This window comes from Nitratidesulfovibrio termitidis HI1 (assembly GCF_000504305.1).
GTDB lineage: Bacteria > Desulfobacterota > Desulfovibrionia > Desulfovibrionales > Desulfovibrionaceae > Cupidesulfovibrio > Cupidesulfovibrio termitidis.
The window spans coordinates 106994-131190 of sequence record NZ_KI632512.1; the positions used below are offsets into that span (position 1 = coordinate 106994).

General features: G+C 64.6%; 19 protein-coding genes. 11 read left to right on the top strand and 8 right to left on the bottom strand.

What is annotated here, in order from left to right:
- Positions 1-274: 274 nt before the first annotated feature.
- The 7 genes from glmM to DESTE_RS00550 all read left to right on the top strand — a co-directional run bounded on the left by glmM (position 275) and on the right by DESTE_RS00550 (position 9755).
- Positions 275-1627: a phosphoglucosamine mutase gene (gene glmM / locus DESTE_RS00525; RefSeq protein ID WP_035069281.1), complete on the top strand. Its 1353-nt coding sequence runs from the start codon at positions 275-277 to the stop codon at positions 1625-1627.
- A gap of 404 nt (positions 1628-2031) precedes the next feature.
- The gene (galU, locus tag DESTE_RS00530) at positions 2032-2907 is read left to right on the top strand and encodes a UTP--glucose-1-phosphate uridylyltransferase GalU (protein WP_035063912.1); all 876 of its coding nucleotides are present in this window, start codon (positions 2032-2034) and stop codon (positions 2905-2907) included.
- Positions 2908-3009: 102 nt separating this feature from the next.
- Complete coding sequence (priA, locus tag DESTE_RS00535) at positions 3010-5430, top strand: replication restart helicase PriA (protein ID WP_035063914.1); 2421 nt, start codon at positions 3010-3012, stop codon at positions 5428-5430.
- Positions 5431-5463: 33 nt separating this feature from the next.
- Positions 5464-5631: a hypothetical protein gene (locus tag DESTE_RS18155; protein WP_196609137.1), complete on the top strand. Its 168-nt coding sequence runs from the start codon at positions 5464-5466 to the stop codon at positions 5629-5631.
- A gap of 173 nt (positions 5632-5804) precedes the next feature.
- Positions 5805-6197: a response regulator gene (locus DESTE_RS00540; protein WP_035063917.1), complete on the top strand. Its 393-nt coding sequence runs from the start codon at positions 5805-5807 to the stop codon at positions 6195-6197.
- On the top strand, positions 6194-7972 hold the full coding sequence (locus tag DESTE_RS00545) for a response regulator (RefSeq protein WP_035063919.1): 1779 nt from the start codon (positions 6194-6196) through the stop codon (positions 7970-7972). The genes DESTE_RS00540 and DESTE_RS00545 overlap by 4 nt, the downstream gene beginning before the upstream one ends.
- Before the next feature lie 493 nt (positions 7973-8465).
- On the top strand, positions 8466-9755 hold the full coding sequence (locus DESTE_RS00550) for an OmpP1/FadL family transporter (RefSeq protein WP_035063922.1): 1290 nt from the start codon (positions 8466-8468) through the stop codon (positions 9753-9755).
- A gap of 538 nt (positions 9756-10293) precedes the next feature.
- Here the strand turns inward: DESTE_RS00550 and dsrP are convergent.
- From dsrP to DESTE_RS00585, 7 genes are all read right to left on the bottom strand, one after another.
- A complete protein-coding gene (dsrP, locus tag DESTE_RS00555) occupies positions 10294-11457 on the bottom strand; it encodes a sulfate reduction electron transfer complex DsrMKJOP subunit DsrP (RefSeq protein ID WP_035063925.1) in 1164 nt (387 codons plus the stop codon).
- Between the two features lie 11 nt (positions 11458-11468).
- Positions 11469-12248 carry a sulfate reduction electron transfer complex DsrMKJOP subunit DsrO gene (gene dsrO / locus DESTE_RS00560; protein ID WP_035063928.1) on the bottom strand — a complete coding sequence of 260 codons (780 nt, stop codon included), beginning with the start codon at positions 12246-12248 and terminating at the stop codon, positions 11469-11471.
- Positions 12248-12628 carry a sulfate reduction electron transfer complex DsrMKJOP subunit DsrJ gene (gene dsrJ / locus DESTE_RS00565; protein WP_035063930.1) on the bottom strand — a complete coding sequence of 127 codons (381 nt, stop codon included), beginning with the start codon at positions 12626-12628 and terminating at the stop codon, positions 12248-12250. Before dsrJ ends, dsrO begins: the two co-directional genes overlap by 1 nt.
- Before the next feature lie 2 nt (positions 12629-12630).
- Positions 12631-14241, bottom strand: coding sequence for a sulfate reduction electron transfer complex DsrMKJOP subunit DsrK (gene dsrK, locus DESTE_RS00570; RefSeq protein WP_035063933.1), 1611 nt, complete (start codon positions 14239-14241; stop codon positions 12631-12633).
- Between the two features lie 9 nt (positions 14242-14250).
- On the bottom strand, positions 14251-15258 hold the full coding sequence (gene dsrM / locus DESTE_RS00575; protein WP_035063934.1) for a sulfate reduction electron transfer complex DsrMKJOP subunit DsrM: 1008 nt from the start codon (positions 15256-15258) through the stop codon (positions 14251-14253).
- A 15-nt stretch (positions 15259-15273) separates the two neighbouring features.
- Positions 15274-15819 carry an RsbRD N-terminal domain-containing protein gene (locus DESTE_RS00580; RefSeq protein ID WP_035063936.1) on the bottom strand — a complete coding sequence of 182 codons (546 nt, stop codon included), beginning with the start codon at positions 15817-15819 and terminating at the stop codon, positions 15274-15276.
- A gap of 417 nt (positions 15820-16236) precedes the next feature.
- A complete protein-coding gene (locus DESTE_RS00585; protein WP_035063939.1) occupies positions 16237-17313 on the bottom strand; it encodes a hypothetical protein in 1077 nt (358 codons plus the stop codon).
- 338 nt (positions 17314-17651) lie between these two features.
- Between DESTE_RS00585 and DESTE_RS00590 the strand changes: the two genes are divergently transcribed.
- Complete coding sequence (locus tag DESTE_RS00590; protein WP_035063940.1) at positions 17652-18479, top strand: M48 family metallopeptidase; 828 nt, start codon at positions 17652-17654, stop codon at positions 18477-18479.
- 283 nt (positions 18480-18762) lie between these two features.
- Here DESTE_RS00590 and sat read toward each other — a convergent pair whose 3' ends face one another.
- Positions 18763-20049, bottom strand: a complete 1287-nt coding sequence (gene sat / locus DESTE_RS00595; protein WP_035063942.1) for a sulfate adenylyltransferase — start codon at positions 20047-20049, stop codon at positions 18763-18765.
- Between the two features lie 1049 nt (positions 20050-21098).
- Between sat and rpsL the strand changes: the two genes are divergently transcribed.
- Genes rpsL through fusA form a run of 3 tightly spaced genes read left to right on the top strand, consistent with a single transcriptional unit; the run spans position 21099 to position 24050 of the window.
- Entirely contained in the window at positions 21099-21470 is a 372-nt protein-coding gene (gene rpsL, locus DESTE_RS00600; RefSeq protein ID WP_007521010.1) for a 30S ribosomal protein S12, read from the top strand.
- A 15-nt stretch (positions 21471-21485) separates the two neighbouring features.
- Positions 21486-21956, top strand: a complete 471-nt coding sequence (gene rpsG, locus DESTE_RS00605; RefSeq protein ID WP_035063946.1) for a 30S ribosomal protein S7 — start codon at positions 21486-21488, stop codon at positions 21954-21956.
- Between the two features lie 18 nt (positions 21957-21974).
- Entirely contained in the window at positions 21975-24050 is a 2076-nt protein-coding gene (gene fusA, locus DESTE_RS00610; protein WP_035063947.1) for an elongation factor G, read from the top strand.
- Positions 24051-24197 lie beyond the last annotated feature (147 nt).

The following is a 24197-nucleotide window of genomic DNA, read 5'->3' on the forward strand; positions in this document are numbered from 1 at the left end:
GCCATCCGTAAGGCTCGCAAGCTCACCTGACGGCTAGGGCACTCCCTCATGGCCGTCTCGCTTTTCTTGCCAACGAACAAAATCCTGATTTGGAGCCAACCCCTGAGCGCGGGGGGGCGCGTCCGCGCCTGCCCCGGACACCGTGACCGCCCGTTTCCGGTCCGGCGCACACCGTCCGCAGCCTGTGCGGACCATTGAACAACCCCCGCAAATGCTGTACTCAGGCGCACTGGCGGCGCTGGCCGCCAACGCACAATCCAGAGAGGATTCGCAGATGGGCAAACGCCTGTTCGGTACCGACGGCCTGCGCGGCCAGGTGAACATCTATCCCATGACCGCCGACGTGGCCCTGCGTCTGGGCCTTGCGGCAGGCACACATTTCCGCAATGGCCATCGTCGCCACCGGGTGGTCATCGGCAAGGACACCCGTCTTTCCGGCTACGTGTTCGAATCGGCCCTGACGGCGGGTCTGTGCGCCGCGGGCATGGACGTCTACCTGGTCGGGCCGCTGCCCACCCCCGCCATCGCCTTTCTTACCCGCAACATGCGGGCGGACCTTGGCGTGGTCATATCCGCCTCGCACAACCCGTTCATGGACAACGGCATCAAGTTCTTCGACAAGGACGGCTTCAAGCTGCCCGACGAGATGGAGAACAAGATTACCGATATGGTGCTGGACCCCGACTGGCAGTGGGATTACCCCGTGCCCGAACGCGTGGGCCGCGCCGCCAAGATCGAGGACTCTCCGGGCCGGTACATCGTCTACCTGAAGAACAGCTTTCCCGCGCACCTTACCCTGGACGGCATGCGCGTGGTGCTCGACTGCGCCAACGGCGCCAACTACAAGGTGGCCCCCCTGGCGCTCGAGGAACTGGGCGCAGAGGTCATCAAGATCGGCACCGAGCCCAACGGCCTGAACATCAATCACCAGTGCGGTTCGCTGTACCCCGGCGTGGCCGCGGGCAAGGTGCTGGAAACCCGCGCCGACGTGGGCCTGGCCCTGGACGGCGACGCCGACCGGCTCATCGTGGTGGACGAGAAGGGCACCGTGCTCGACGGCGACCAGATCATGGCCCTGTGCGCGGACGACATGCTGCGGCGCGGCGCATTGCGCAACAACACGCTTGTGGCCACGGTCATGAGCAACATGGCGCTGGAAGTGTACATGAAGGAGCGCGGCTGCAAGCTGCTGCGCACCCCGGTGGGCGACCGCTACGTGGTCGAGGCCATGCGCCGCGAGGGCGCAAACCTGGGGGGCGAGCAGTCCGGCCACCTCATCTTCATGGACCACGGCACCACCGGTGACGGCCTGATGGCCGCCCTGCAGATTTTGCGCATCATGCGCGAGCGCGACCGGCCACTGTCCGAACTGGCGGGCCAGTTGCAGCTTTTCCCGCAGGAGCTTATCAATGTTCATGTGGAGCGGAAGATTCCCTTCGAGCAATGCCAGCCTGTTCTGGACGGGGTGGCCAAGGTCGAGGCGGAACTGGGCGACAGGGGCCGCGTGCTGCTGCGCTACTCGGGCACCGAGGCCGTCTGCCGCGTGATGGTGGAGGGCGAGGACCCCGAGCAGGTGAAGCGGCTGGCCGGGCTGCTGGCGGAGACGGTGCAGAAGCACCTGCGCTAGTTTGCAAATGGGCCTTTCGCCCGTTGGCGTCCGACCCGAAGGGCGCGAAGCGTGGCCGTTGGGCGAGCTTGCGAGCCCTACGGACATCGTGCGCAACGAGGTCAAACATTCCTGCCATGGCTTTGCTGTCCTCACCCGTAAGGCTCGAAGACTCGCCAACGGCTGAGGCTCGGTCGAATACAGGAAGAGCGCGCTGCGGTCGCCATCCGTAATGCTCGAAGACTCGCATAACGGCTGCCGCATGCTCCCTCATGGCAGGATTGTTTTCCTTGCCAACGAACGAAAATCCTCATTTGAGAATGGTTGCCGCCCCGGTTGTCTGGCGGTGATGGCGCAGACCGCCCTTCAGTCCTTGCCTTTCCGACGCAGGCCGACCCGACGACACATTCCAAAGGAGACCCCTCATGAACATCCGCAAGGTCGTCATTCCCGTCGCCGGCTGGGGTACCCGTTCGCTTCCCGCCACCAAGAACATCCCGAAGGAAATGCTGCCGGTCTACAACAAGCCGGTGGTGCAGTACGTCGTGGAAGAGGCCATGCGCTCGGGCATCGGCGACGTGGTCTTCGTCACCAACCGCGACAAGAAGATCATCGAGGACCACTTCGACCACAACCTGCAACTGGAAGGGGTGCTGGAGCGCGCCGGAAAGACCGAGATGCTGCGGCAGGTGCGCGAGGTGGCCGAGATGGTCAACATCATCTCCATCCGCCAGAAGCAGCAGCTGGGCCTTGGCCACGCGGTGCTGTGCGCCCGTGACGTGGTGCGCGACGAAACCTTTGCCGTCATGGTGGGCGACGACCTGATGTTCGGCATGACGCCGGGCATCAAGCAGCTCATCGACGTGGCCGCCTCCGAGCGGCTGCCCGTCATCGGGGTGATGGAAGTGCCCGCCGACAAGGTGAACCGCTACGGCATCATCTCCGGCGAGGAATTCGCCCCCGGCATCTTCAAGGTCAACAAGCTGGTGGAAAAGCCCAAGCTGGGCGAGGTGCCTTCGCGCCTGGCCATCGTGGGCCGCTACGTGCTCACCCCGGACATCTTCCGCTGTCTGGAGCAGATGAAGCCCGGCCACGGCGGCGAAATCCAGCTTACCGACGCCCTGCAGATGCTGGCCGACGACAGGGGCCTGCTGGCCGTGAAGATTCGCGGCATGCGCTTCGACGCGGGCGACTGGGCCGAATACCTTACCGCCAACATATACTTCGCCCTGCAGGACGAAGAACTGCGCGACGAACTGGTGCGCCAGCTCAAGCCGTTGCTGCCGTACAGCGGCACGTAATCCCCGGATATTCCGGAATGTCGTGAACGAAGGCCGGGGGGAGGAGTTTCCGCCCCCCGGTTCTCTTCTTGTGTTTGTCCCCCTCTCTGGTACCCCTTGCGCATGCCCACCAACGCCGTCCCATCGCTTCGCGCCGTCGCGCTGCTCAGTCCGCCGTACGCCACGCTGACGTACGCCGTGCCGCCATGGCTGCCGCCGCAGGCATGGCGGCGGGGTACGCGGGTGGCGGTGCCGCTGGGCAACGGCGCGGTTCGCGTGGGCGTCCTGCTGGATGACGAGGCGCACACGGCGGCAAGCGCGGGAGCGCTGCCGGAAGGCGTGGTGCCCCGGCCCATGCTGTGGCCGCTGGAGCGCGAGCCGCTGCTGGACGCCGGGTACCTGGACATGGTGCGCCAGTTGGCGCTGCGGCAGGCGGTGAGCGAGGGGCAGATACTGGGCAACTTTCTGCCAGTGGGATTGCGCACCACGCAGGTGCGGCTGCGCTTTTTCGAGGACGGTCGGGCGCGCACGTTGAAGTTTCGCGACCTTGTGCCCCTTGCGGACAAGGATCCTTCCGCCCTGCACCGCCTGGGTCAGGCCTGGCTGGATGGCCGGGGCGAGGTGCTGGACAAGGCAGAGGACGCCGCCGACGCCGAATTGTGTGCGGTGACGGCGGACCCGCCATGGCCGGTGCGGCCTTCCGCCGTGCGTCAGGTGCAACTGCTGGAATACCTGTGGGACAAGGGCTCGGCCAGTCGCCGCGCGGTGCTGCGTGACCTTGGCGCCGCATCGGCCACGGCGCTGGAGGGGCTGCTGAAGCGCGGGCTGGTGGCGGTGACCCGGCGCGACGACGGCGAATGCGCCTGCGACGAAGCTGCCGAGGGCGAAGGCCCGGCCTGCCTGTACGGTCCGCCGGATGCTTCGTTCGAGCTGAACGCGAACCAGCGCACGGCCCTGGACGACTTTCTGGCCGCGCTGGACGGCCCGCGCGCAGAGCATCGCCTGCTGTACGGCGTGACCGGCAGCGGCAAGACGGCGGTGTACCTGGACCTTGCGCGTGAATGCCTGGCGCGGGGCCGTTCGGTGATGCTGCTGGCGCCGGAGGTGGCCCTGGCCTGCAAGCTGCGCCGCGACGTCAACGAACGCCTTCCCGGCGCGCCGCTGTTCTTTTTTCACGGGTATCAGGGCCCATCCCAGCGCGAACGCACCTTTCGCGCGCTGGCGGCCCGGCGCGAGCCGTGCCTGGTGGTGGGAACCCGCTCGGCCCTGTTCCTGCCCGCGCCCGACCTTGGTGTGGTGGTGCTGGACGAGGAGCACGACACCTCGTTCAAACAGGACGAGGGGTTGGCCTATCAGGCCAAGGAAGTGGCCTGGTTCCGGGTGGGGCAGGGCGCGGGGTTGCTGGTGCTGGGATCTGCCACCCCGGACGTGAAGACCTTCCACGCTATGCACGAGGGACGCCTGCCCATGGCCACCCTGCCCGAGCGGGCCGGTGGCGGCACCCTGCCGGACGTGGAACTGGTGGACATCAAGGATCTTGCCTCCACCGATTCGGTGCTGGCCGCCCAGAGCGGCGCGGCCCTGCGCGAGACGGTGGAACGCGGCGAGCAGGCCGTGATCCTGCTGAACCGGCGCGGCTACGCCCCGCTGATGTACTGCCTGGACTGCGGCGCCGTGGCCCGCTGCCCGCATTGCGACATCGGCCTTACCTACCACAAGGGGCGCGAGCGGCTGGTGTGTCACTACTGCGGCCATTCGGTGCCGTATCCGACCACCTGCCCCAACTGCAAGTGCATGCATTACCTGCCCATGGGCGAAGGCACGGAAAAGCTGGAGGAAACCCTGGCGGCGCATCTGCCTGCCGGGGGCAAGGTGCTGCGGCTGGACCGCGACTCCACCCGAAGGCCGGGCCGGATGGAGGAAATCCTGGGGGCCTTTGCCCGGCGAGAGGCGCAGGTGCTGGTGGGCACCCAGATGCTGTCCAAGGGACACCACTTTCCGGACGTGACCCTGGCCGTGGTGGCTGACGGCGATCTTGGCCTGAATCTGCCCGATTACAGGGCGGCGGAGCGCACCTTCCAGTTGCTGGTGCAGTCCGCCGGACGGGCCGGGCGCGGCGAAAAGCCGGGGCGGGTGTTCATCCAGACCCGCGACCCTTCCCACTATTGCTGGAATTTCGTGCGCACGGCAGATTACGAGGGCTTTTATGCCCACGAGATTGCCATCCGCCAGCGGCGCAGGTACCCTCCATTCGTGCGGCTGGCGCTGGTGCGCATCAGCTATCCCATGGATTTCGCGGGCGGGGCCGAGGAACTGGCCCGCTTTGCCACTGCGGTGCGCGCCCAGGGGCGCGAACGCGGCGTACAGGTGCTGGGGCCAGCCCCGTCGCCGCTGCCGTTGCTGCGCGGACGCAAACGCTTCCAGTGCCTGCTGAAGGCCGAGGACTGGCCGAGCATCCGTTCGCTGTTCGGCGCGACGGGCGCCACACCCGGCATCGGCCACCTGCGCATCTCGCTCGATCTGGATCCGGTCAACATGATGTAACCCGCGCCAGCGCGCGGAACCAAGGATACCACCATGATCATCGTCGTCCGCAAGTGCAGCGACTGTCCCTTCTGCAGCCAGGGCGAACCCGCACGCTGCAACCTTTCCACTCCCAAGCACCGCCCGCTGGACATCGCGCTGGATCGCCCCACGTGGTGCCCGCTGCGGCGTGAGCAGGCCATCGTCCGCGAGGCATCGTAACCCTTCAGGGCAGTACTGGCGCCGCGCCTGCTGTCGGACGCGCATTCCGGCGTTGCACGCAGTGCCGCGTCTGGCATATGATGTATCCGGCGACCAGTCAGCCTGACAACGGTCGCGTATTCCACGAAGGGGCGCACCGGGCGGGGGAAGCATCGGGGCAGTACGGGGTAGTTATGAACAATGCCGACATCCTCATACTTGTGGTGGATGACGAAGAGATGGTGCGCGAAAACCTCGAGGCATACCTTGAGGACGAAGGGTTCCGGGTGGTTACGGCGGGCAGCGGTGAAGACGCGCTGAATCTGCTGGAACGCCATCGCCCGGACGTGGGCATCATCGACATGCGTCTGCCGGGAATGAGCGGCAACGACTTCATCATCCGGGCTCATCAGGCGCTGCCCACGCTGCGCTATCTCATCCACACCGGCTCGACCAATTACAAGCTGCCGTCTGAGCTTCTCGCCATAGGCGTGCAACGGTCCGACGTGTACATCAAGCCGTTGCAGAACATGGACGATCTGGTGCAAGGCATCTTCCGCCGTCTTTCCGCGCCGGAGAGGGCATGAGCTCCGCCAGCGGCCTACCCGCCTCATCCCCTTCCGGCCCGACCACCTCGTCTGGCGCGCCCACGTTGGTCGTCATCGACGACGACACGATGGTGCGGCGCAGCATTACCGCCTATCTCGAAGACCTGGGCTACATCGTGCACGAGGGGACGGATGGCCGCACCGGCCTTGATCTGGTGCGCGCGGTGCAGCCCGATGCCGTGCTGGTGGACCTGCGCATGCCCGGCCTTGACGGCCTGGACGTGCTGCGCGAACTGGCGGCCGAGCGGCCGGACATGCCCACCATCGTGGTGTCCGGCACCGGGGTCATGCAGGACGCCATAGAGGCGGTGCGCCGGGGCGCCTGGGATTTCATCCTCAAGCCCATCATGGACCTTGAGGTGTTGGGCCACCGGGTGCGCCTGGCCATCGAGCAGGGGCGGTTGCGCGCGGAAAACCGTCGCTACCACAAGAACCTCGCCGCCGAGGTGGCCGTGCGCACGCGCGAACTGGAACAGGCCAGGGTGGAGGCGGAATCCGCCAACCGCGCCAAGACCCAGTTTCTCGCCAACATCAGCCATGAACTGCGCACCCCGCTCAACGGCATCATCGGGCTGACCGAGTTGCTGCTGGCCGCCGGTCCCGCAGGTGAACAGGAAGAATGTCTGGGCATGGTGCGCCAGGCCGGGCTGGATCTGCTGGCCATCGTCAACAACCTGCTGGACATGTCCAGCATTGAGGCCGGGCGCATCGCCCTTAACGAGGCCCCGTTCAATCTGCGCGAGACAGTGAACGATCTGGTCCGCGTGCTGGACGTGCAGGCCCGCTGGAAGAACCTGACCCTTGTCTGCGAGGTGTCGCCCGACGTGCCCGACCGCCTGGTGGGCGACGCCGCGCGGTTGCGCCAGGTGCTGACCAATCTGGTCATCAACGGCATCAAGTACACCGAGATGGGCGGCGTTTCGCTGTCGGTGGCGCTGGACGGCACTCCTCCTCAGGTGTCCGGAGACGGGCGGGAGGCGCAGGCGGCCCACTCGGGGAGCACGGTGGGGTTGCGTGTCACCGTTGAGGACACCGGGGTGGGCATTGCCTCGGAAAAGTGGGAACGCATCTTCGAGCCGTTTACCCTGGCCGAGAATTTCCTGACCAAGAAGTACGGCGGCGCCGGGCTTGGCCTTGCCATCTCGCGTGAGATCGCGCGGATGATGGGCGGCGACATCACGGTGCGCAGCCAGGAAGGAGCGGGCAGCACCTTTGTGCTGACCATGCGCTTTACCCAGGGCGAATCCACGGTCCCGCGCCCGCGTGAGGCCAGCCTGCCGGTGATCCGGGGCGTGAAGCGGCGGCTGCGCATCATGGTGGCCGAAGACGACGTGATCAACCGCAAGCTGGCGGTGTACTTCTTCGAACGCATGGGGCACGACGTGATCACCGTGTCCAGCGGCATAGAGGTGCTGGCCGGGCTGGAACGCGAACCCTGCGACCTCTTGCTGATGGACATCCAGATGCCTGAAATGGACGGCCTGGAAACGATACGCGCGTTGCGCGGCCGCATGGGCATGCCGTCGCGGGTGCCGGTCATCGCCATGACGGCCCATGCCATGGCCGGGGACCGGGAGCGCTTTCTGGCGGAGGGCATGGACGGCTACGTCTCCAAACCCGTGGATTTCGGCTGCCTGGTGACCGAGATAGAGACCGTGCTGGGCGCGCGGGGCCTGCTGGACGAGCCTTTGGATGCTCGGCGGAATGGGGCGCAGGCCGGGCATGCGAATCGGGAAACACCCGCACCAGAATAGTGAAAGAATGCGGACGCCGCACAGGAGCGTGCGGCACGTCGGGGCGCCGGGGACGGACCATGGGTTCGATTCCGGCGCCCCGATGCGTTGTGGGCGGGGCAAGGGGGGCGGCGTTTGTTGCCCACGGCATCGGGCAGCCGGGGCGTGTCTCGCGGCACTTGCCGGATCGGTGCGGTTCCTGATGTGCGCGGGAGTGTTCCGGCGGCGTGCGCGAGTATTACTTTTTTCGTGTTTCCGAGGTGTTTCCGAATGGTTGCAAATCGTTGACGAATCGGATAGCTACATCCGATTGTGCTTAAGGGGTGCCGTGCCCCGGTACGTGCGTTCGGCCATTGGCCGAGAGGGAACGCGCGGGGGAGCGGCAATCGTCATTCTGCCTGAAAAAGTCGGAACGTTCCGTGTGTTCTCCCTTGGACGCCAAGCCGCGCCGGGGGACTCTCTTCGCGCGTGCGCATCGTTCGGCGGCAGGCATACAAAAACCTAGGGGAGATCCATGAAGCGACTGAAATCGTTGGCTGTGTCGTGCCTGTTGGTGTGCACCGCCCTGGCGGGCACCGCGCAGGCCGAGGGCTTTGCCCTGTACGAATGGGGCGCGCGCGGCAACGCGCTGGGCGGCACCCTGGTGGCCCGCAAGCCCGATGCCTCTGCCGTGGCCTACAACCCGGCCCTGATGACTCAGCTGGAAGGCACCCAGGTGATGGCCGGGTTCAGCGCCATCGTCCCCAGCGCCAAGGTTGATGTGAACTACGGCGGCAATACCTACACCGGTGAAGGCGCCGATAACGTCTGGTTGCCCCCGCACGGGTACATGACCACCCAGCTCAGGGACAACCTGTGGCTGGGCATGGGCATCTATACCCGCTTCGGCCTGGGCACCGAATATGACGACGAGCGCTGGGCTGGCCGCTACAACATCTATAACGCCGAAATCCAGACCATCTCCTACAATCCCAACATCGCGTTCAAGATCACCGACAAGCTGTCCGCCGCCGTGGGCGTCGAGTTCATGACCCTGAAGCTGAACATGGACAAGAAGAGCGACCCCACCGGCGCCAACAACCCCATGACCCCCTCCGCCGCCGAGGTGGATTCGAATCTCGAGGCCGACAGCTACGGCTGGGGCCTCACCGCCGGCCTGCACTACCAGTTCAACGACCAGTGGGCCGCTGGCGTGAGCTACAAGAGCCAGATTGAACAGGAAGCCCGTGGCGAGAATGACTTCACCATCGGTTCCGCGCTGACCGGTATTCCTGCTGTGGTCGGCACCTACAGGGACTGTGATGTGAAGGGCTCGGTGACCATGCCCGACATGCTTGCTTTTGGCGTGTCCTATTCGCCGATTCCCGAGCTGAGCATCGAAGTCGGCGCCCTGCTGACCCGCTGGTCGCTGTATGACAACCTGGCCATCTACCACGAGTCTCCCTTTGCCGGCGGTGCTGGTGCCCTGGTCAACCAGGAGAAGGACTGGAATGATGCCTGGCGCTACAGCATTGGTGTCGAGTACGCCGCCACTCCGTGGATGGATTTGCGCGCGGGTTACGTTTATGACGAGTCGCCCGCTCCCGGTAACAAGATCGACTACCTGATCCCCACCGACGACCGCCAGTTGTACAGCGTGGGTACCGGCTTCCACTGGGACAGCTACACCGTGGACCTTTCGTACACCTACATCGTGGCCGAAGACGCCGACTACGACACCCGCAGCAGTTCGGGCATCTACGACGGTTCCTCGCGCGATGGTCGTACCCACGTGTTCGGCCTTTCGGTGGGCTACAAGTTCTAGTCCCTGCCTTTCTCTGTATGCATGGGGCCGCACCTTCGGGTGCGGCCCTTTTGCGTTGAGGGGAGAGAGAGGACGCTGGAACCAACGTGTGCAGAGCGGAGACGGCATCGCCCTCTGCCGGTGTTGTGCGGGCGGTCCGGATCGAAGACGTCATAGGGCGGGGCAAGGCTCGACGAAGGCGTTTGCCGGGGGCGCAGGGAGCGTCCAAGCCCCCATGGCATATCGCGTGTTCGCCTGCCGAAGCCGTGTGCGAGGCAGAGCCATGCTGGCCCTGTGCTCCCCTGGCCTGTCAGGCAACCCGGTGCGGGGGGCTGGCCCGGCTGGCGCCTGGGGCCCTGGCATGGCCGATTGCGTGCTGTCCGGCGTATGAAAAGGATGGCGGGGGGCTGGCAAGCACTGCCGCCAAGCGACGCAGCCGGGGACATGGACGGGGGGGGCGGCAGTCCCGCGCGGCGGAGCTGCCTGCACACATGCAGAAGGGCCCGTGCCGATGCGGCACGGGCCCTTTGCGATCGAATCACGCCAAGTCAGGCAGCGGCTAGAAGGTGCCCGCTTCCTTCTTCACGTCGAGGGCGATCTTCCACAGCACCGAAAGCACCATCAGGCCGATGGCGTAAACGCCGACGGTCACGAGGATTTCCGGGAAGCTGGGGGTGTAGATGGTCACCGTCTCGAAGGGGTTGGGGGTAAAGCCGCCGATCAGGAGGCCAAGGCCCTTGTCGATCCAGCTGGCGATGACCAGAATGCCCAGCGCCCACGGCAGCACGCGTTCGTTGTCGCGGATCTGCGGGGGAATGAGCAGGCACAGCGACAGCAGGGCCAGCACGGCGGCCGTCCACATCCAGCCCACCACCCACGAGGCGTGGCCGTCGTGGCCCACGAACAGGAAGGTGAGCGGATGCTGGTGACCCGGCATGCCGCTGTAGAAGGCCGTGAACACTTCCAGCAGGAAGAAGAACACGTTGATGGCCATGGCGTAGGTGATGATCTTGGTCAGGGTCTGGATGGCTTCGCGGCCCGGATCGAACCCGGTCAGGCGGCGCAGCGCGATGACCAGCAGCAGCAGGATGGCCGGACCGGAGGCAAAGGCCGAGGACAGGAAGCGGGCAGCCATGATGGCCGTCAGCCAGTAGTGGCGACCGGGCAGGCCCGCGTACAGGAAGGCGGTGACGGTGTGGATGGAGAACGCCCACACCACCGACAGGTAGATGAAGAACTTGATCCACTTGGGCGGGTCAACATCGTGGCGCTCGGCTTCCAGGGTAACCCAGCCGACCAGCGCGTTGATGAACAGGTACCCCATGAGCACCATCATGTCGTAGAACATGATGGAGTTCGGCGTGGGGTGCAGGATGACGTTCAGCATGCGCTGCGGCTGCCCCATGTCGGTGACGATGAAGAGCATGCACATCAGCACGGCCGAGATCGCCATGAACTCGCCGAGGATGATCATCTTCTTGAACTTTTTGTAGTGATGGAAGTAGGCGGGCAGCACCAGCATGACGGCCGAGGCCGCCACGCCGACGAAGTAGGTGAACTGCGAGATGTACAGCCCCCACGAAACGTCGCGGCTCATGCCGGTGATGGTCAGCCCGTAGTTCAGCTGGAAGATGTACGCGAAGACGCCCAGGCTCGCGATGCCGCCAAGAAACAGCAACCAGATGTAGAACGCCGGGGAGCCTTTCAGAACCTTCTCGATCATGGCTTCTCCTCCTACACGATGTAGTAGACGCCGGGCTGGGTCCCGATGGAGGGCTTGCGGCGAATGCTGAAGTTCTCGGCAAGGGCCTTGCGAACCGGCGAATTCGGGTCGTCGAGGTCGCCGAACAGGATGGCCCCGTTCGAGGCTTCGACGCAGGCGGGCAGCAGGCCCACCTCAAGCCGTTCGGAGCAGAAGGTGCACTTTTCCACAACGCCGCGCATGCGGGTGGGGAAGGTGGGGTTCACGTCCTTCAGGTAGGGGCGCGGATCGCCGAAGTTGAAGCTGCGCGCGCCGTACGGACACCCGGCCATGCAGAAGCGGCAGCCGATGCAGCGGTGGTAGTCCATCACCACGATGCCGTCGGCGCGCTTGAAGGTGGCCTTGGTGGGGCACACGCGCACGCAGGGCGGGTTTTCGCAGTGGTTGCACAGCAGCAGGTAGTCCTTTTCGCGCACGGCGGGGGACAGGTGCTCGCTCATGTCGTCGGTGAAGACATGGTCGTACTTGTCGGTCCAGATCCACTTGATTTCCTGCTTGGTGGGAATCGAAGGGACGTTGTGGACCGAATGGCAGGCGTGGATGATGCGATCGAAGTCCTCGCGCGATTCCAGCTTGCGGGTGTCGATGACCATGGCCCAGCGCTTGGCGGCAAGGTGCTTGCCGCCCACGTCGTACTTGGCGCCCGGCATGTCCTTGGCGACGGCGTCAGCCGCGTCCAGCGCGGTCGAAGTGCCAAGGCCGAAGGCGGCGAGCCCGGCGATCTTCAGGAATTGTCTTCTGGTGGTGCTCATTACTGGTTCCCCCTCGGCGCCACATGGCAATCCCAGCAGTAGGGGTTCACGCTGTTGGAGTTGTGGCACTTGTCGCAGAAATCGGCCTTGTTGGTGTGACACTTCATGCAGGTGTTCTGCAGGCTGATGTCCCAGACCTTGCCGTTGGAGGCGACATAGGCGCGCTTGCCTTCGCGCAGGGCCTGGTCGCGCCACACGTCGAGAATGTGCATGTGCTCGGCGCGCATGTATTCGGCCGGTTCGATGCATTCCTTCTGGCCCGCGGGCAGGGCCAGCTGCGGACGCTCGTACTTGGGCGTCAGCAGGTTGGACCAGAAGGGAAAGGTGAACAGCCCGACGAAAATCACGATGCCGGGGATGATGTATTTGCCGTTATACATGGTTATTCATCCTCCATACCGGGCAGTTCTTCCTGCCGCAGGTCCATGGTGCGCTTCTGTTCGCCGCGCATCACGAGGGCGTTGGCCACCAGCTCGTGGGTACCGTAGACCGTGACGCCGGGGGCCCAGTAGTTGGCCAGCGGGGGCAGGGTGGCCCGGTCGATGGCGCAGATGCAGGCCATGGTGTTCACGCCGTGCTTCTGCTGCACGTACCGCAGGGCATTGCCGCGGGGCAGGCCGCCGCGCATGCGGATTTCCATGATTTCGTCGGTGTTCAGGCCGGAACCGCCGCCGCAGCAGAAGGTCTGCTCGCGGATGGTGTTCTCGGGCATGTCCACGTAGTTGTTGCACACGTTCTGGATCACGTAGCGGGGTTCATCCAGCAGGCCCATGCCGCGCGCCGGGTTGCACGAGTCGTGGAAGGTCACGGTCAGGTGGTCGTTGCGGCTGGGGTCGAGGCGCAGCTTGTTGTGCTTGATGAGGTCGGCCGTGAACTCGGCGATGTGCACCATCTTGGTGGACGCCGCGTTCTTGAACACCGTGCCGGTGATGGGCGACCTGGGCACTTCCATCTTGGGCGGGGTGGGGCCGTTGAAGGTGTCCATGTACTGGTGCACCACGCGCCACATGTGGCCGCATTCGCCACCCAGGATCCACTTGGAGCCAAGGCGCTCGGCTTCGGCGTACATCTTGGCGTTCAGCTTCTTCGCCATGTCGAAGGTGGTGAACGAGCCGAAGTTGCCGCCTTCCGATGCGTAGGTGGACAGGGTGTAGTCCAGCCCGATTTCGTGGAACAGCATCAGGTAGCCCATGAACGTGTAGATGCCGGGGTCGGCGAACACGTCACCCGAGGGCGTGATGAACACGATCTCGTGGCCCTTTTCGTTGAAGGGCGGGTTGATCTTGATGCCGGTCACCGTCTCGATGTCCTCGCAGAGGAACTCGACGATTTCCTTGAAGGCGTGCGGCTGGATGCCAAGGTGGTTGCCGGTGCGGTTGCAGTTGAACACCGGTTCCATGATCCAGTGGATGCCAAGGCCAAGCTCGTGCAAGAGCTCACGCGCGATGGCGGTGATTTCCGCGGTGTCGATGCCGTAGGGGCAGAACAGCGAGCAGCGGCGGCATTCGGTGCACTGGTAGAAGTAGTAGAACCACTCCTTGATGACGTCCTTGTCCAGCTTGCGGGCGCCAGCCAGCTTGCCCAGCAGCTTGCCAGCCGTGGTGAAGTCGCGGCGGTACACCGAGCGCAGCAACTCGGCGCGCAGCACGGGCATGTTCTTGGGGTCGCCCGTGCCGATGAAGAAGTGACACTTGTCGGCGCAGGCGCCGCAGCGCACGCAGATGTCCATGAAGACCTTCAGCGAGCGGTGCTTGGCCAGGCGCTGCTTGAGGCCTTCGTAGATGATCTCTTCCCAGTTCTCCGGCAGGTTCCAGTCTTCCTGATCGGCCGACCACTCGTGCGGGTTCGGCATGCCGAGGGCCTTCATGTTGTCGACCTTGGCCGGATAGCACCACGTGCCGGGCTTGAAGTCCGGCTTGGTGTCCATCCATCCTTCCATGGGGAAGGTGGGGATGGTCGCGATCAGCTTGTCGGGAGTTGGCAGTTTGGACATGTCGGCTCCTTACTCGGCGGCAGCGGCTTCTTCAGAGGTTTTGTCGACAGGCAGCCCCGCCTCTTCCATCAGTTCCCGGAACTCGTCTTCGTATTCCGCGTAGGTGCGGTACTTCTTGGGCGGGTTCCAGGGGTTCACGTGGCGCACCGCGCGCGTGTTGTTGGGCAGGTTGCGCGTGGGGCTCAGGAAGACGCCGCCCATGTGCATCAGCTTGCTGAACGGGAAGTACGCAAGCAGGCACGAGAGCAGGAAGATGTGGATGAAGAACGCCGCGCCAATGCCTTCGGGCAGTACGGGATTCATGGTCACGAGGCCCATGGTCAGCACCTTGACCGCGGCGATGTCCACCTTGGCGAAGTAGCGCATCCAGATGCCGCTGCCCACGAGGCCAAGCAGCAGGAACAACGGAAAGTAGTCGTTGGCCAGCGAGATGTAGCGCACCTTCTCGTTGAACAGGCGGCGGGCAAGCAGAAAGCCGAGGGCCGCGACGACGAGCACGTCGGTCATGAACATGCGGGGCACGCCGATCTGCATGATGCCGTCAACGAACTCGATGGCCGTCAGGGCAAAGGGCACCGGTTCGAGGAAGAACCGGAAGTGCCGGATGAAGATCAGCAGGAAACAGTAGTGGAACAGCAGCGCGAAAAGCCACAGCCACTTGGCCGAATAGTAGACCACGCGGGGGCCTTTCTGGATTTCGACCGAAGTGTTCCGGAAAAGCGACCGGAACAGCAGCACTTCGAGAAGCATGCGCCCCACGGTGCCAGCGGTGGTGAAGGGGCTGTCGAGCCGGGCGGGCTTGATCCAGTCCAGCGATTTCTGCTGGCCGCCCGTGGTCGGGATGCGGAAGGGCACGGGCGACTTGGCCCAATCCACCATCCGCCAGACGAAACCGCCGATGAACACGAGCACCGCGGCATACGGCAACACCACCCCGATAAGGTACTGGAAGCCTGAGGCCGCTCCCAGCCAGGCGATGCAACCCAGCGCAATGACCGCTAAAAGTGAAATGAACATTCCGTTACCTCGCTGCTAGGCTATCGGTTTCTGCGTGTCCGGTTCCCCTACCGGCTTGTCCAATATACGTTCAGCCCTGCGCAGGAGCTGGGCGTATCCACGTTTGAAGTCGTCCACCTTCATCATGTGCAGGCGTTCGCGGCAGGCGGCATACTTGCCGAAGGCCAGGAGCGCCACGGTGTCGATGCGCGATTCCACCTCCAGCTGCTCGTCGTGCAACCCGTGCTGCACGATGGCGGACCGCAGTATCTGGCGGAGCACCGTCTTCAGCACGAACAGCACGCCCACGGCCTGCTCGGGGGTGAAATTCTGGATGGCCCGGATGCGGATGACATCCTCTATGGCCTCGGAAAGATGGGCCTCGTCCACGTCGTCGCCTGCGATGGCGTCGAAGATGACCACGGCGGATGCCGCAGTGGTGTGGCCCACGGGATTGGAGAACTGGTCCCTGCTGCTGCGCAGGAAACCCACGGTGTCAAACGGATAGGTGCCATACATGGCGTCTATCCATTTGTGGATGATGGCGTCCTTGTGCTCGGCGAGCAGGTCCCTGATGGTCATGTGAACTCTTTGCCATTGCGGTTAGCGGGCGCGCCTCTTGCGGCGCACCCCCCTATACGGCGTTTCTTTCGCTTTGTCCAAGCGAAAAGGGGGGATGCGTCGCCTCCCCGGACAAACCCCGCGCACGGGGCGCGCGAGTGTGATGCCTGAAAAAATGATTTTTTTCACATAGTCTGAAACACCCGAAAGGTCAACAAATCTTGCGTGTTCTGATTGGTTGATCAATTCGCGGGTGTGGCAGGGGGCGAGGGGCGGCTCGCCCCTCCGATGATTGTCGGATGGCCGTGGCTCGGGGGGGCTTGGCGGGTTCACACCCGGGCCTTTAGCGGGTCCGCATCGGGATGTCGGGGAAGGGGAAGGCTTCGGAGGTAGTGGGGCGCAGGTGATGGCGCGGGGCGTCATGGCCCCGCGCGTGGTCTAGTCGCAGGTCGCGTTGCTGTTGGGTGTTTGCGCGCACCCGGCGAAGTCGTTGGTCAGGAACGGCAGGGAGGCGTCCTGGCCCGTGGGGGCAGGGGCGGGCTTGCCCGTCTGGCCCTGCGCCGGGCTCTGTACCGTCCCTGGCGCCGGAGAGAAGGGCCCTTGCTGCTGTGCGGCGGAGCGAGGGAGCTGCGAAGGGGGCGTGCCCGCGCCAGGCGCGGCGCCGTCCGCACCGTGGCCGAAAGGAAGCCGGGGCATGCCCGCCATCAGCATCACCGGCAGCCTGTCCGCACCGGAGGACAGCACGCGGGCCTTGTTGCGCAGCAACTTCCAGCGCAGCCGGACCTGTTCGAACAGGGACATTGCGGGACCCGGCGAGGCAGTCGGGGCATCCACCGCCGTGCGCAGGGCATCGGCCACGGACGCCCCCTGTTCGACGGCGCGCCGCATCTGCTCGATGGACAGGATGTCATCGTCGTTTTCGGCCACCGGGCGGTAGGCCACGGTGTCCGGTGCGGCCCCGGCAAGGGCGGCGATGGCCTGGCGGCAGGCCGGGCACGACGGCGAGAAATACAGGGTGACGGGGGCGCTGTCCGGTCCCTGAAGGTTCCAGGCGCCCATGCGTTCGGTGGCCAGGGCCGTGCCGTTGGCGAAGAACAGGCCGCCCCACACCAGGAGCAGGATGGAAATGCGCAGTTGCCTGTCGCGGCGCGGTTCGCCGGGAATGGCCACGAAGGCCCCCGCGATGAGCGCGGCCACCACAAGGCAGGCCGCACAGGGGGCGGTGAGGGCCATCAGCGCCAGCAGTGCCGTGTCGGCGGCCAGCATCAGCCAGACGAACCCGCGCGCGGCGCCCTGCTTGCCGAAGATGCAGAACAGGGCTAGGAGCGAGAACGCGCCCGTGCCGTACCACCACAGGGGCAGGCCCCAGATGGTCAGGTTGCGGTACAGCGAACAGCCGGTGCTGACGCACAGCGACTCGGACGGGGCAATGGCGGCCCAGGCGCAGAAGGCCGCGCCCAGCGTGGCGAGCAGAAAGCCGCCCCAGAGGGAGGCGGAACGGTTTGACGCGAGCATGTCTCGAATCTCCAGTGCGGGTCTTGCGTAAAGGCCAGCCCGAGGCGACGCGATACTATGCGCTAAACAGGCACAGGTAAAGCCCCGTACACATGAGCCCAACGAACCCCCTGAAAGATTTGTTGCGACGGTTTGCCGGAATCCGATCCGGATGGCCGGAAGCAGGGCCGGATGGCGCGAATGCCGGCGGCCCCGATGCCGGAACTGATGCCGGAACTGATGCCGGAACTGACGCCGCACCCGATGCCGGGACATACGCCAGGCGTGACACCGTGCGTCAAGCCGGGTCAGATACCGTTTCGGGCATCGGGCCTGGCGGCGGGGAGGGCTGTGTCCCCATGCCCGGCGACGTTGCCTGGCCGCCCCGACACGACGTGCGCACCAGCCCCCGTGCCCGGCGGGTGCGCTTGCGCATCGTGCCACGACGCGGGCTGGAGGTGGTGATACCGCCCGGTTTCAGCGCCACGCGCATTCCGGAGGTGCTGGAACGGCACCGCACGTGGATCGTGCGGGCTCTGTTGCGGGCCGGTCTGGCCGAGCCGGTACCCGGCGTGAAGGGGGGGAATGGTGCGGTGCCCGGGGGGACGGACGGGCCGGGTGCTGGCGCAACCCCTTCCGTCTTTCCCGGCGGTGGGGCGTTCCTGGGGCCGGACGGCATCCGCAGTGTCCCCGGCGAGGTGGTCCTGCCTGCGGTGCAGGCGCGCTATGCCGTGATCCGCGCCCCCCTTGCGCCGGGCATGCGCCCGGAACTGCGCGAAGTGGACACCGCCCTGCGCCTGCGCGTGCCGGACGGAGGGGCGGGCGACGGCGTGGCCGTGGATCTGCTGCGCGACTGGCTGCGCGCCGTGGCCAAGCGGCGTCTGGCCCCGTGGTTGCACGGGCTGGCCGTGGAGCACGGCTTTCGCTACCAGCGCTGCGTGGTGCGCATGCAGCAGACCCGCTGGGGCAGTTGCTCCGCGCGGGGCACCATCAGTTGCAATGCCAGCCTGCTGTTCCTGCCGCGCGAACTGGCCCGTCACGTGTTGCTGCACGAGCTTTGCCACACCGTGCACCTGGACCATTCGCCACGCTTCCATGCCCTGCTGGACGAGGTGGATCCCGATGCCGCGCGTTGGCGCGAAGGGCTGCGCTCCGGCTGGTCACATGTGCCGTGGTGGGCACGCTAGGGACTGTTTCCAATCCGTCCTTGTCATTATTGATGCACATGGGCGCGGCTCCCGGCTGGGACCGCGCCCATGTTGTTGGCAACGTCTGTTTTTGTAGGCCTCCGGCGGCCAAGGGGCTGCCGCCCCTTGGAACCCCGTATTTTGTGTTTTTGTAATACTATGGAAAAGCAGGTGATTTTTTTAAGGGGCGGCGTTGAGGCCGTACCAACCCGCAAGTTCACGCAAAAAAGGGAGGCACCTTGCGGCGCCTCCCCGATGTAGCGAGCGTTGAAGTGGCCGGGGCCTACTTCATCACGGAGCCGGAAGCGGCCTGCTGCATCTTGACTTCGACCTTTTCGGTCAGGCCTTCGTAGTAGGCGCGCAGGATTTCCAGCACTTCGTCGCGGCCGAAGTGGTCGGCAACGGGGGCGCCGTCGGACAGGGCCTTGCGCAGCTTGGTGCCGGACAGGATGACGCGGTCTTCCTTGCCGTGCGGGCAGGTGCGCAGAGAGGCCATGCCGTCGCACTTGTAGCAGTAGAAGGTCCAGTCGATCTTCAGCGGGGTGCAGATCAGGGCCTTGCCGGGCTCGGGGCAGGCTTCGTTGACGTAGGGGATCTTGTCGAAGATGGTCTGGGCTTCGAACATGCCGTAGAAGTCGCCCACGCCGGCGTGGTCACGGCCGATGATCATGCGGTTGATGCCGTAGTTCTGGCGGAAGGTGGCGTGCAGCAGGCCTTCGCGGGGACCGGCGTAACGCATGTCCAGGGGGTAGCCGGCCTGGATGACGTTCTGCTTCACGAAGTACTTTTCGACCAGGGTGTCGATGCACTTCACGCGCACTTCGGCGGGGATGTCGCCGGGCTTCAGGGCGCCCACCAGGGAGTGGATGACCACGCCGTCGCACACTTCGATGGCGATCTTGGCCAGGAATTCGTGCGAACGGTGCATGGGGTTGCGCAGCTGCAGGGCGGCAACGTTGGCCCAGCCGCGTTCTTCCATTTCGGCGCGCAGTTCGGCGGGGCGCTTGTACACGCCGGCGAACTTGGTGGGGAAGTCACCTTCGGACAGCACCTTGACGGTACCGGCGACGTTGAATTCCTTCTGTTCCATGACCATCTTCACGCCGGGGTGGTCTTCGAGCGCCACTTCCCAGAACTTCTGGGAGTCGGGGCCGTCGCCCTTGAAGACGAGCTCGCATTCCCACTTCTTGTCGGCTTCGGTCATTTCGTAGATTTCTTCGACCTTCATGGTGGCGAAGGTTTCACCCTTGCGCACCAGGGCCACTTCGTCGCCCACCTTCACGGCAGCGGCGTCTTCCTTGGAGATGTCCATGGTCACCGGCACGGGCCAGAAGGTGCCGTCGGCGGTGGTCATCTTTTCGCAGACGCTCTTCCAGTCGGCCTTCTTCATGAAGCCGTTCAGCGGAGAAAAGCCGCCGATGCCCATCATGATGAGGTCGCCCTTGGTGCGCGAGCTGATTTCGATCTGCTTCAGGCCAGCGGCCTTCTTGAGTTCGGCTTCGCGGGCGGCACCTTCGAGCAGGCAGCAGACGAGGCCCTTACCACCATGAGGGGGAACCAGCTTGGACATACCTTCCATCCTCCAAATGAATGTGTTGTTGCCATGGCGCGCCGCTTCGGGGCGGCGGCGTACGAAAAAAGCTGTTCTCGTGCGAGAAGCATGCGGGAGCGGCGGTGCATTCGGGAGTGCATCTCGCCGTCCACGCATCCCTCTTGTGAAATATTTTACATAATGTCAAGCGGCAAATGGGAGAAAAGCGTCAGCCCGCTGATTTTGCCTCGGTCCGGGCGCGCCCCGTGCGGCACACGGGCGGCGGGGAATAGGCGGCGCCGTGGCATGGGCAGCCGTGCCGGTGTTGGAATGGCGCGCAATGTGGCGCCGGGGCGGAAGGCGGTGCGCCCCTGTATCGGAGGATGGCGGTTGATGCGTGGTGCGACCATGCCAGCGGACGGCCTGTGTGCTGTTGTTGATTTACCGTAATTTTAGACGGTTGACGGCAGCGCGCCACTGTGCATGCAGGGGGCGGCGGCACGTTGTTCCGGGCAGGGTGCCTGCCAGTGTCACCTGCCGGACGTGACGATTGTCCACCAATTTGGTTGTGATAAAATGACCAAGGGGTGCCGGCGCACGACCTTTGCGGTCGGAAGGGGCGCGGCAGGGGCGCACCATGACAACCGGAGTTCGGGGCAGGGGCGGGGGCGGGCGCGTGACTGCATGGGATGCATCATACATATATATGTCCCCGGAGCATGGGCCCGCCGGGTTTCTGTGGCTGATAGAGGGCGTGCCTGCGGAGCGCCAGGGGGATGCGCGCAGGGTGCATGCGTGGGATGCTGTGCCGGGGTGTGGAAAAAACTTGTCCATCAGAAGGAAAAGGGGTACAGAAGTTGGGTTCAGGACCATGGTGGGCGATTTTGCGGGGACGCTGGCTGCTGGAACCCCGCCCCACCGGAGCGCTTGCGGCGCGTCCGGTAGCCCGTGTGACCGTGCGTTCGGCGTGAACCTGCCCGTAGGTGATGGGCGGGTTCCGTATCATGTTGCTTGACAACGGTCAGGCGCTGGGCTATGCCCATGCGCCTTTACCGATTGTTTCCGATCCACTTTCACGGAGGAGCAGAATGCCCACTATCAACCAGCTCATTCGCAAAGAGCGCAAGGCAGTGCTGAAGCGGAAGAAGACCCCCGCTCTCCAGGCCTGCCCGCAGCGCCGTGGCGTGTGCACCCGCGTGTACACCACCACCCCGAAGAAGCCCAACTCCGCCTTGCGTAAGGTTGCCCGCGTGCGCCTCACCAACGGTATCGAAGTTACCGCCTACATTCCCGGTGAAGGCCACAACCTGCAGGAACACTCGGTCGTCATGATCCGCGGCGGCCGCGTGAAAGACTTGCCCGGTGTCCGCTACCACATCGTGCGCGGCACCCTCGACACTGCCGGTGTGCAGGATCGTCGCCAGGGCCGTTCCAAGTACGGCGCCAAGCGTCCCAAATAGCAAGGGAGTATTTCGATGCCTCGTAAAGGTCCCGTCCCCAGACGTGAAATTCTGCCCGATCCGGTGTACAACAGCCGGCTGGCCGCCCGTTTCATCAATCGCCTGATGTACGACGGCAAGAAGGGTGTGGCAGAACGTTTATTCTACAAGTCGCTCGAAACCCTGGGCGAAAAGACCGGCGAAGAGCCCCTGAAGGCGTTCGAACGCGCCGTCGAGTCCGTGAAGCCGCACCTTGAAGTGAAGGCCCGCCGCGTGGGCGGCGCCACCTATCAGGTGCCCATGGACGTGCGGCCCGATCGCCAGGTTTCCCTGGCCATCCGCTGGCTGATCAACTATGCCCGCTCGCGTGGCGAGAAGGGCATGTCCGCGAAGCTTTCCGCCGAGCTCATCGATGCCTTCAACAGTCGCGGCGGCGCCGTGAAGAAGAAGGAAGACACCCACCGCATGGCCGAAGCCAACAAGGCCTTCGCCCATTACCGCTGGTAGGGCGCCGGAGTACCCATCGTGTCCAGAACCGTCCCCCTCGAACGGCAGAGGAACATCGGGATCATGGCCCACATTGATGCGGGCAAGACCACGACCACCGAGCGCATCCTCTATTACACCGGCGTTTCCCACAAGATCGGCGAAGTTCATGATGGCGCTGCCACCATGGACTGGATGGAGCAGGAGCAGGAACGCGGCATCACCATCACTTCCGCTGCCACCACGTGCAGTTGGAAGGATCACACCATCAACATCATCGACACGCCCGGCCACGTGGACTTCACCATCGAAGTCGAACGTTCGTTGCGCGTGCTTGACGGTGCCGTGGCCGTGTTCGACGCCGTTGCCGGCGTCGAGCCGCAGTCGGAAACGGTGTGGCGCCAGGCCAACCGTTACGGCGTTCCGCGCATCTGCTTCGTCAACAAGATGGACCGCATCGGCGCCAACTTCTTCCGTTGCGTCGACATGATGGTCGAGCGCCTGCGCGCCAAGCCCATCCCCATCCAGTTGCCCATCGGCAGCGAAGACAAGTTCGAAGGCGTGGTCGACCTGATCACCGGCAAGGCCATCAAGTTCGACAAGTCCAGCAAGGGCGTGGAGTTCACGGAAGAAGACGTGCCCGCCGACATGATGGACCTGTACCAGGAAAAGCGCCTCGCCATGGTCGAAGCCGTGGCCGAAGAGGACGAAGCCCTGCTCGAGAAGTACCTGGGCGGCGAAGAGCTGACCGAGGAAGAAATCATCTCGTGCGTGCGCAAGGCCACCATTGCCCGCAACATCGTTCCGGTGTTCTGCGGCTCGGCCTTCCGCAACATGGGCGTGCAGCCGCTGCTTGACGCGGTGGTCGCCTTCCTGCCTTCGCCCCTGGACATCGAGCAGATGAAGGGCATGAACCCCGACAACGAAGAGGAAACCATCGTCTGCCCCTGCAGCGACAAGGAGCCTCTGGCCGGTCTGGTGTTCAAGCTGTTCTCCGACCCGTACATCGGGCACCTGTCCTTCTTCCGCATCTACTCCGGTTTCATCGAGTCCGGCATGACCGTGCTGAACTCGACCACCGGCAAGAAGGAACGCGTCGGCCGCCTGCTGCGCATGCACGCCAACAAGCGTGAAGAGATCAAGTGGGCGGGCGCTGGCGACATCGTGGCCGTGGTGGGCCTGAAGCAGGCCTCCACCGGTGATACCATGTGCGACGAAAAGCGCCCCGTTGTGCTCGAATCGCTGGATATCCCCGAGCCGGTCATCGAAGTGGCCATCGAGCCCAAGACCAAGGCCGACCGCGATGCGCTGTCCGCCGCCCTCGCCAAGCTGGCCAAGGAAGACCCGTCGTTCCGCGTGAAGGGCGACGAGGAAACCGGCCAGACCCTGATCGCGGGCATGGGCGAACTGCACCTCGAGATCATCGTCGACCGCCTGACCCGCGAGTTCAGCGTCAACGCCAACGTGGGCAAGCCCCAGGTTGCGTACCGCGAAACCATCACGTCTTCGTCCAAGTCGGATACGAAGCACGTGAAGCAGTCGGGTGGCCGTGGCCAGTACGGTCACGCGGTCATCGAGATCGAACCGAACCCCGGCAAGGGGTACGAGTTCGTCAACTCGATCACCGGCGGCGTCATCCCCAAGGAATACATCGCCCCGGTGGACAAGGGTATCCAGGACGCCCTGAAGAGCGGCGTGCTGGCGGGCTTCCCCACCGTGGACATCAAGGTCAACCTGGTGTTCGGTTCGTACCACGACGTCGACTCTTCGGAGCAGGCGTTCTACGTGACCGGCTCCATGGCCATCAAGGACGCCATCCACAAGGCCTCGCCGGTTCTGCTTGAACCGATCATGGACGTGGAAGTGGTGACCCCCGACGAATACCTCGGCGACGTCATGGGCGACCTGAACGGCCGCCGCGGTCGCGTGCAGAACATGGAAGCCCGCGTGGGCTCCCAGGCAGTGCGCGCCCAGGTGCCGTTGTCCGAGATGTTCGGCTACGCCACCGACCTGCGTTCCAAGACGCAGGGCCGCGCCACCTTCTCCATGCAGTTCCATCACTACGAGCGGGTTCCGGCCCAGCTTGCCGAAGAAGTGATCAAGAAGAAGGGCTAGTCCTTCCTCTCGTGGAGAAGCGGAGCCGTCGGTAAAGGACTCCGTAGAAAGCAGAGCCCCGGGTGTTTGCCCGGGGCTCTTTTTTTTCGAAAATTCTTGACGGGGGAGGGGCGCTGGGGTAATGAATTGCCTCGCGCCGGTTCTCCG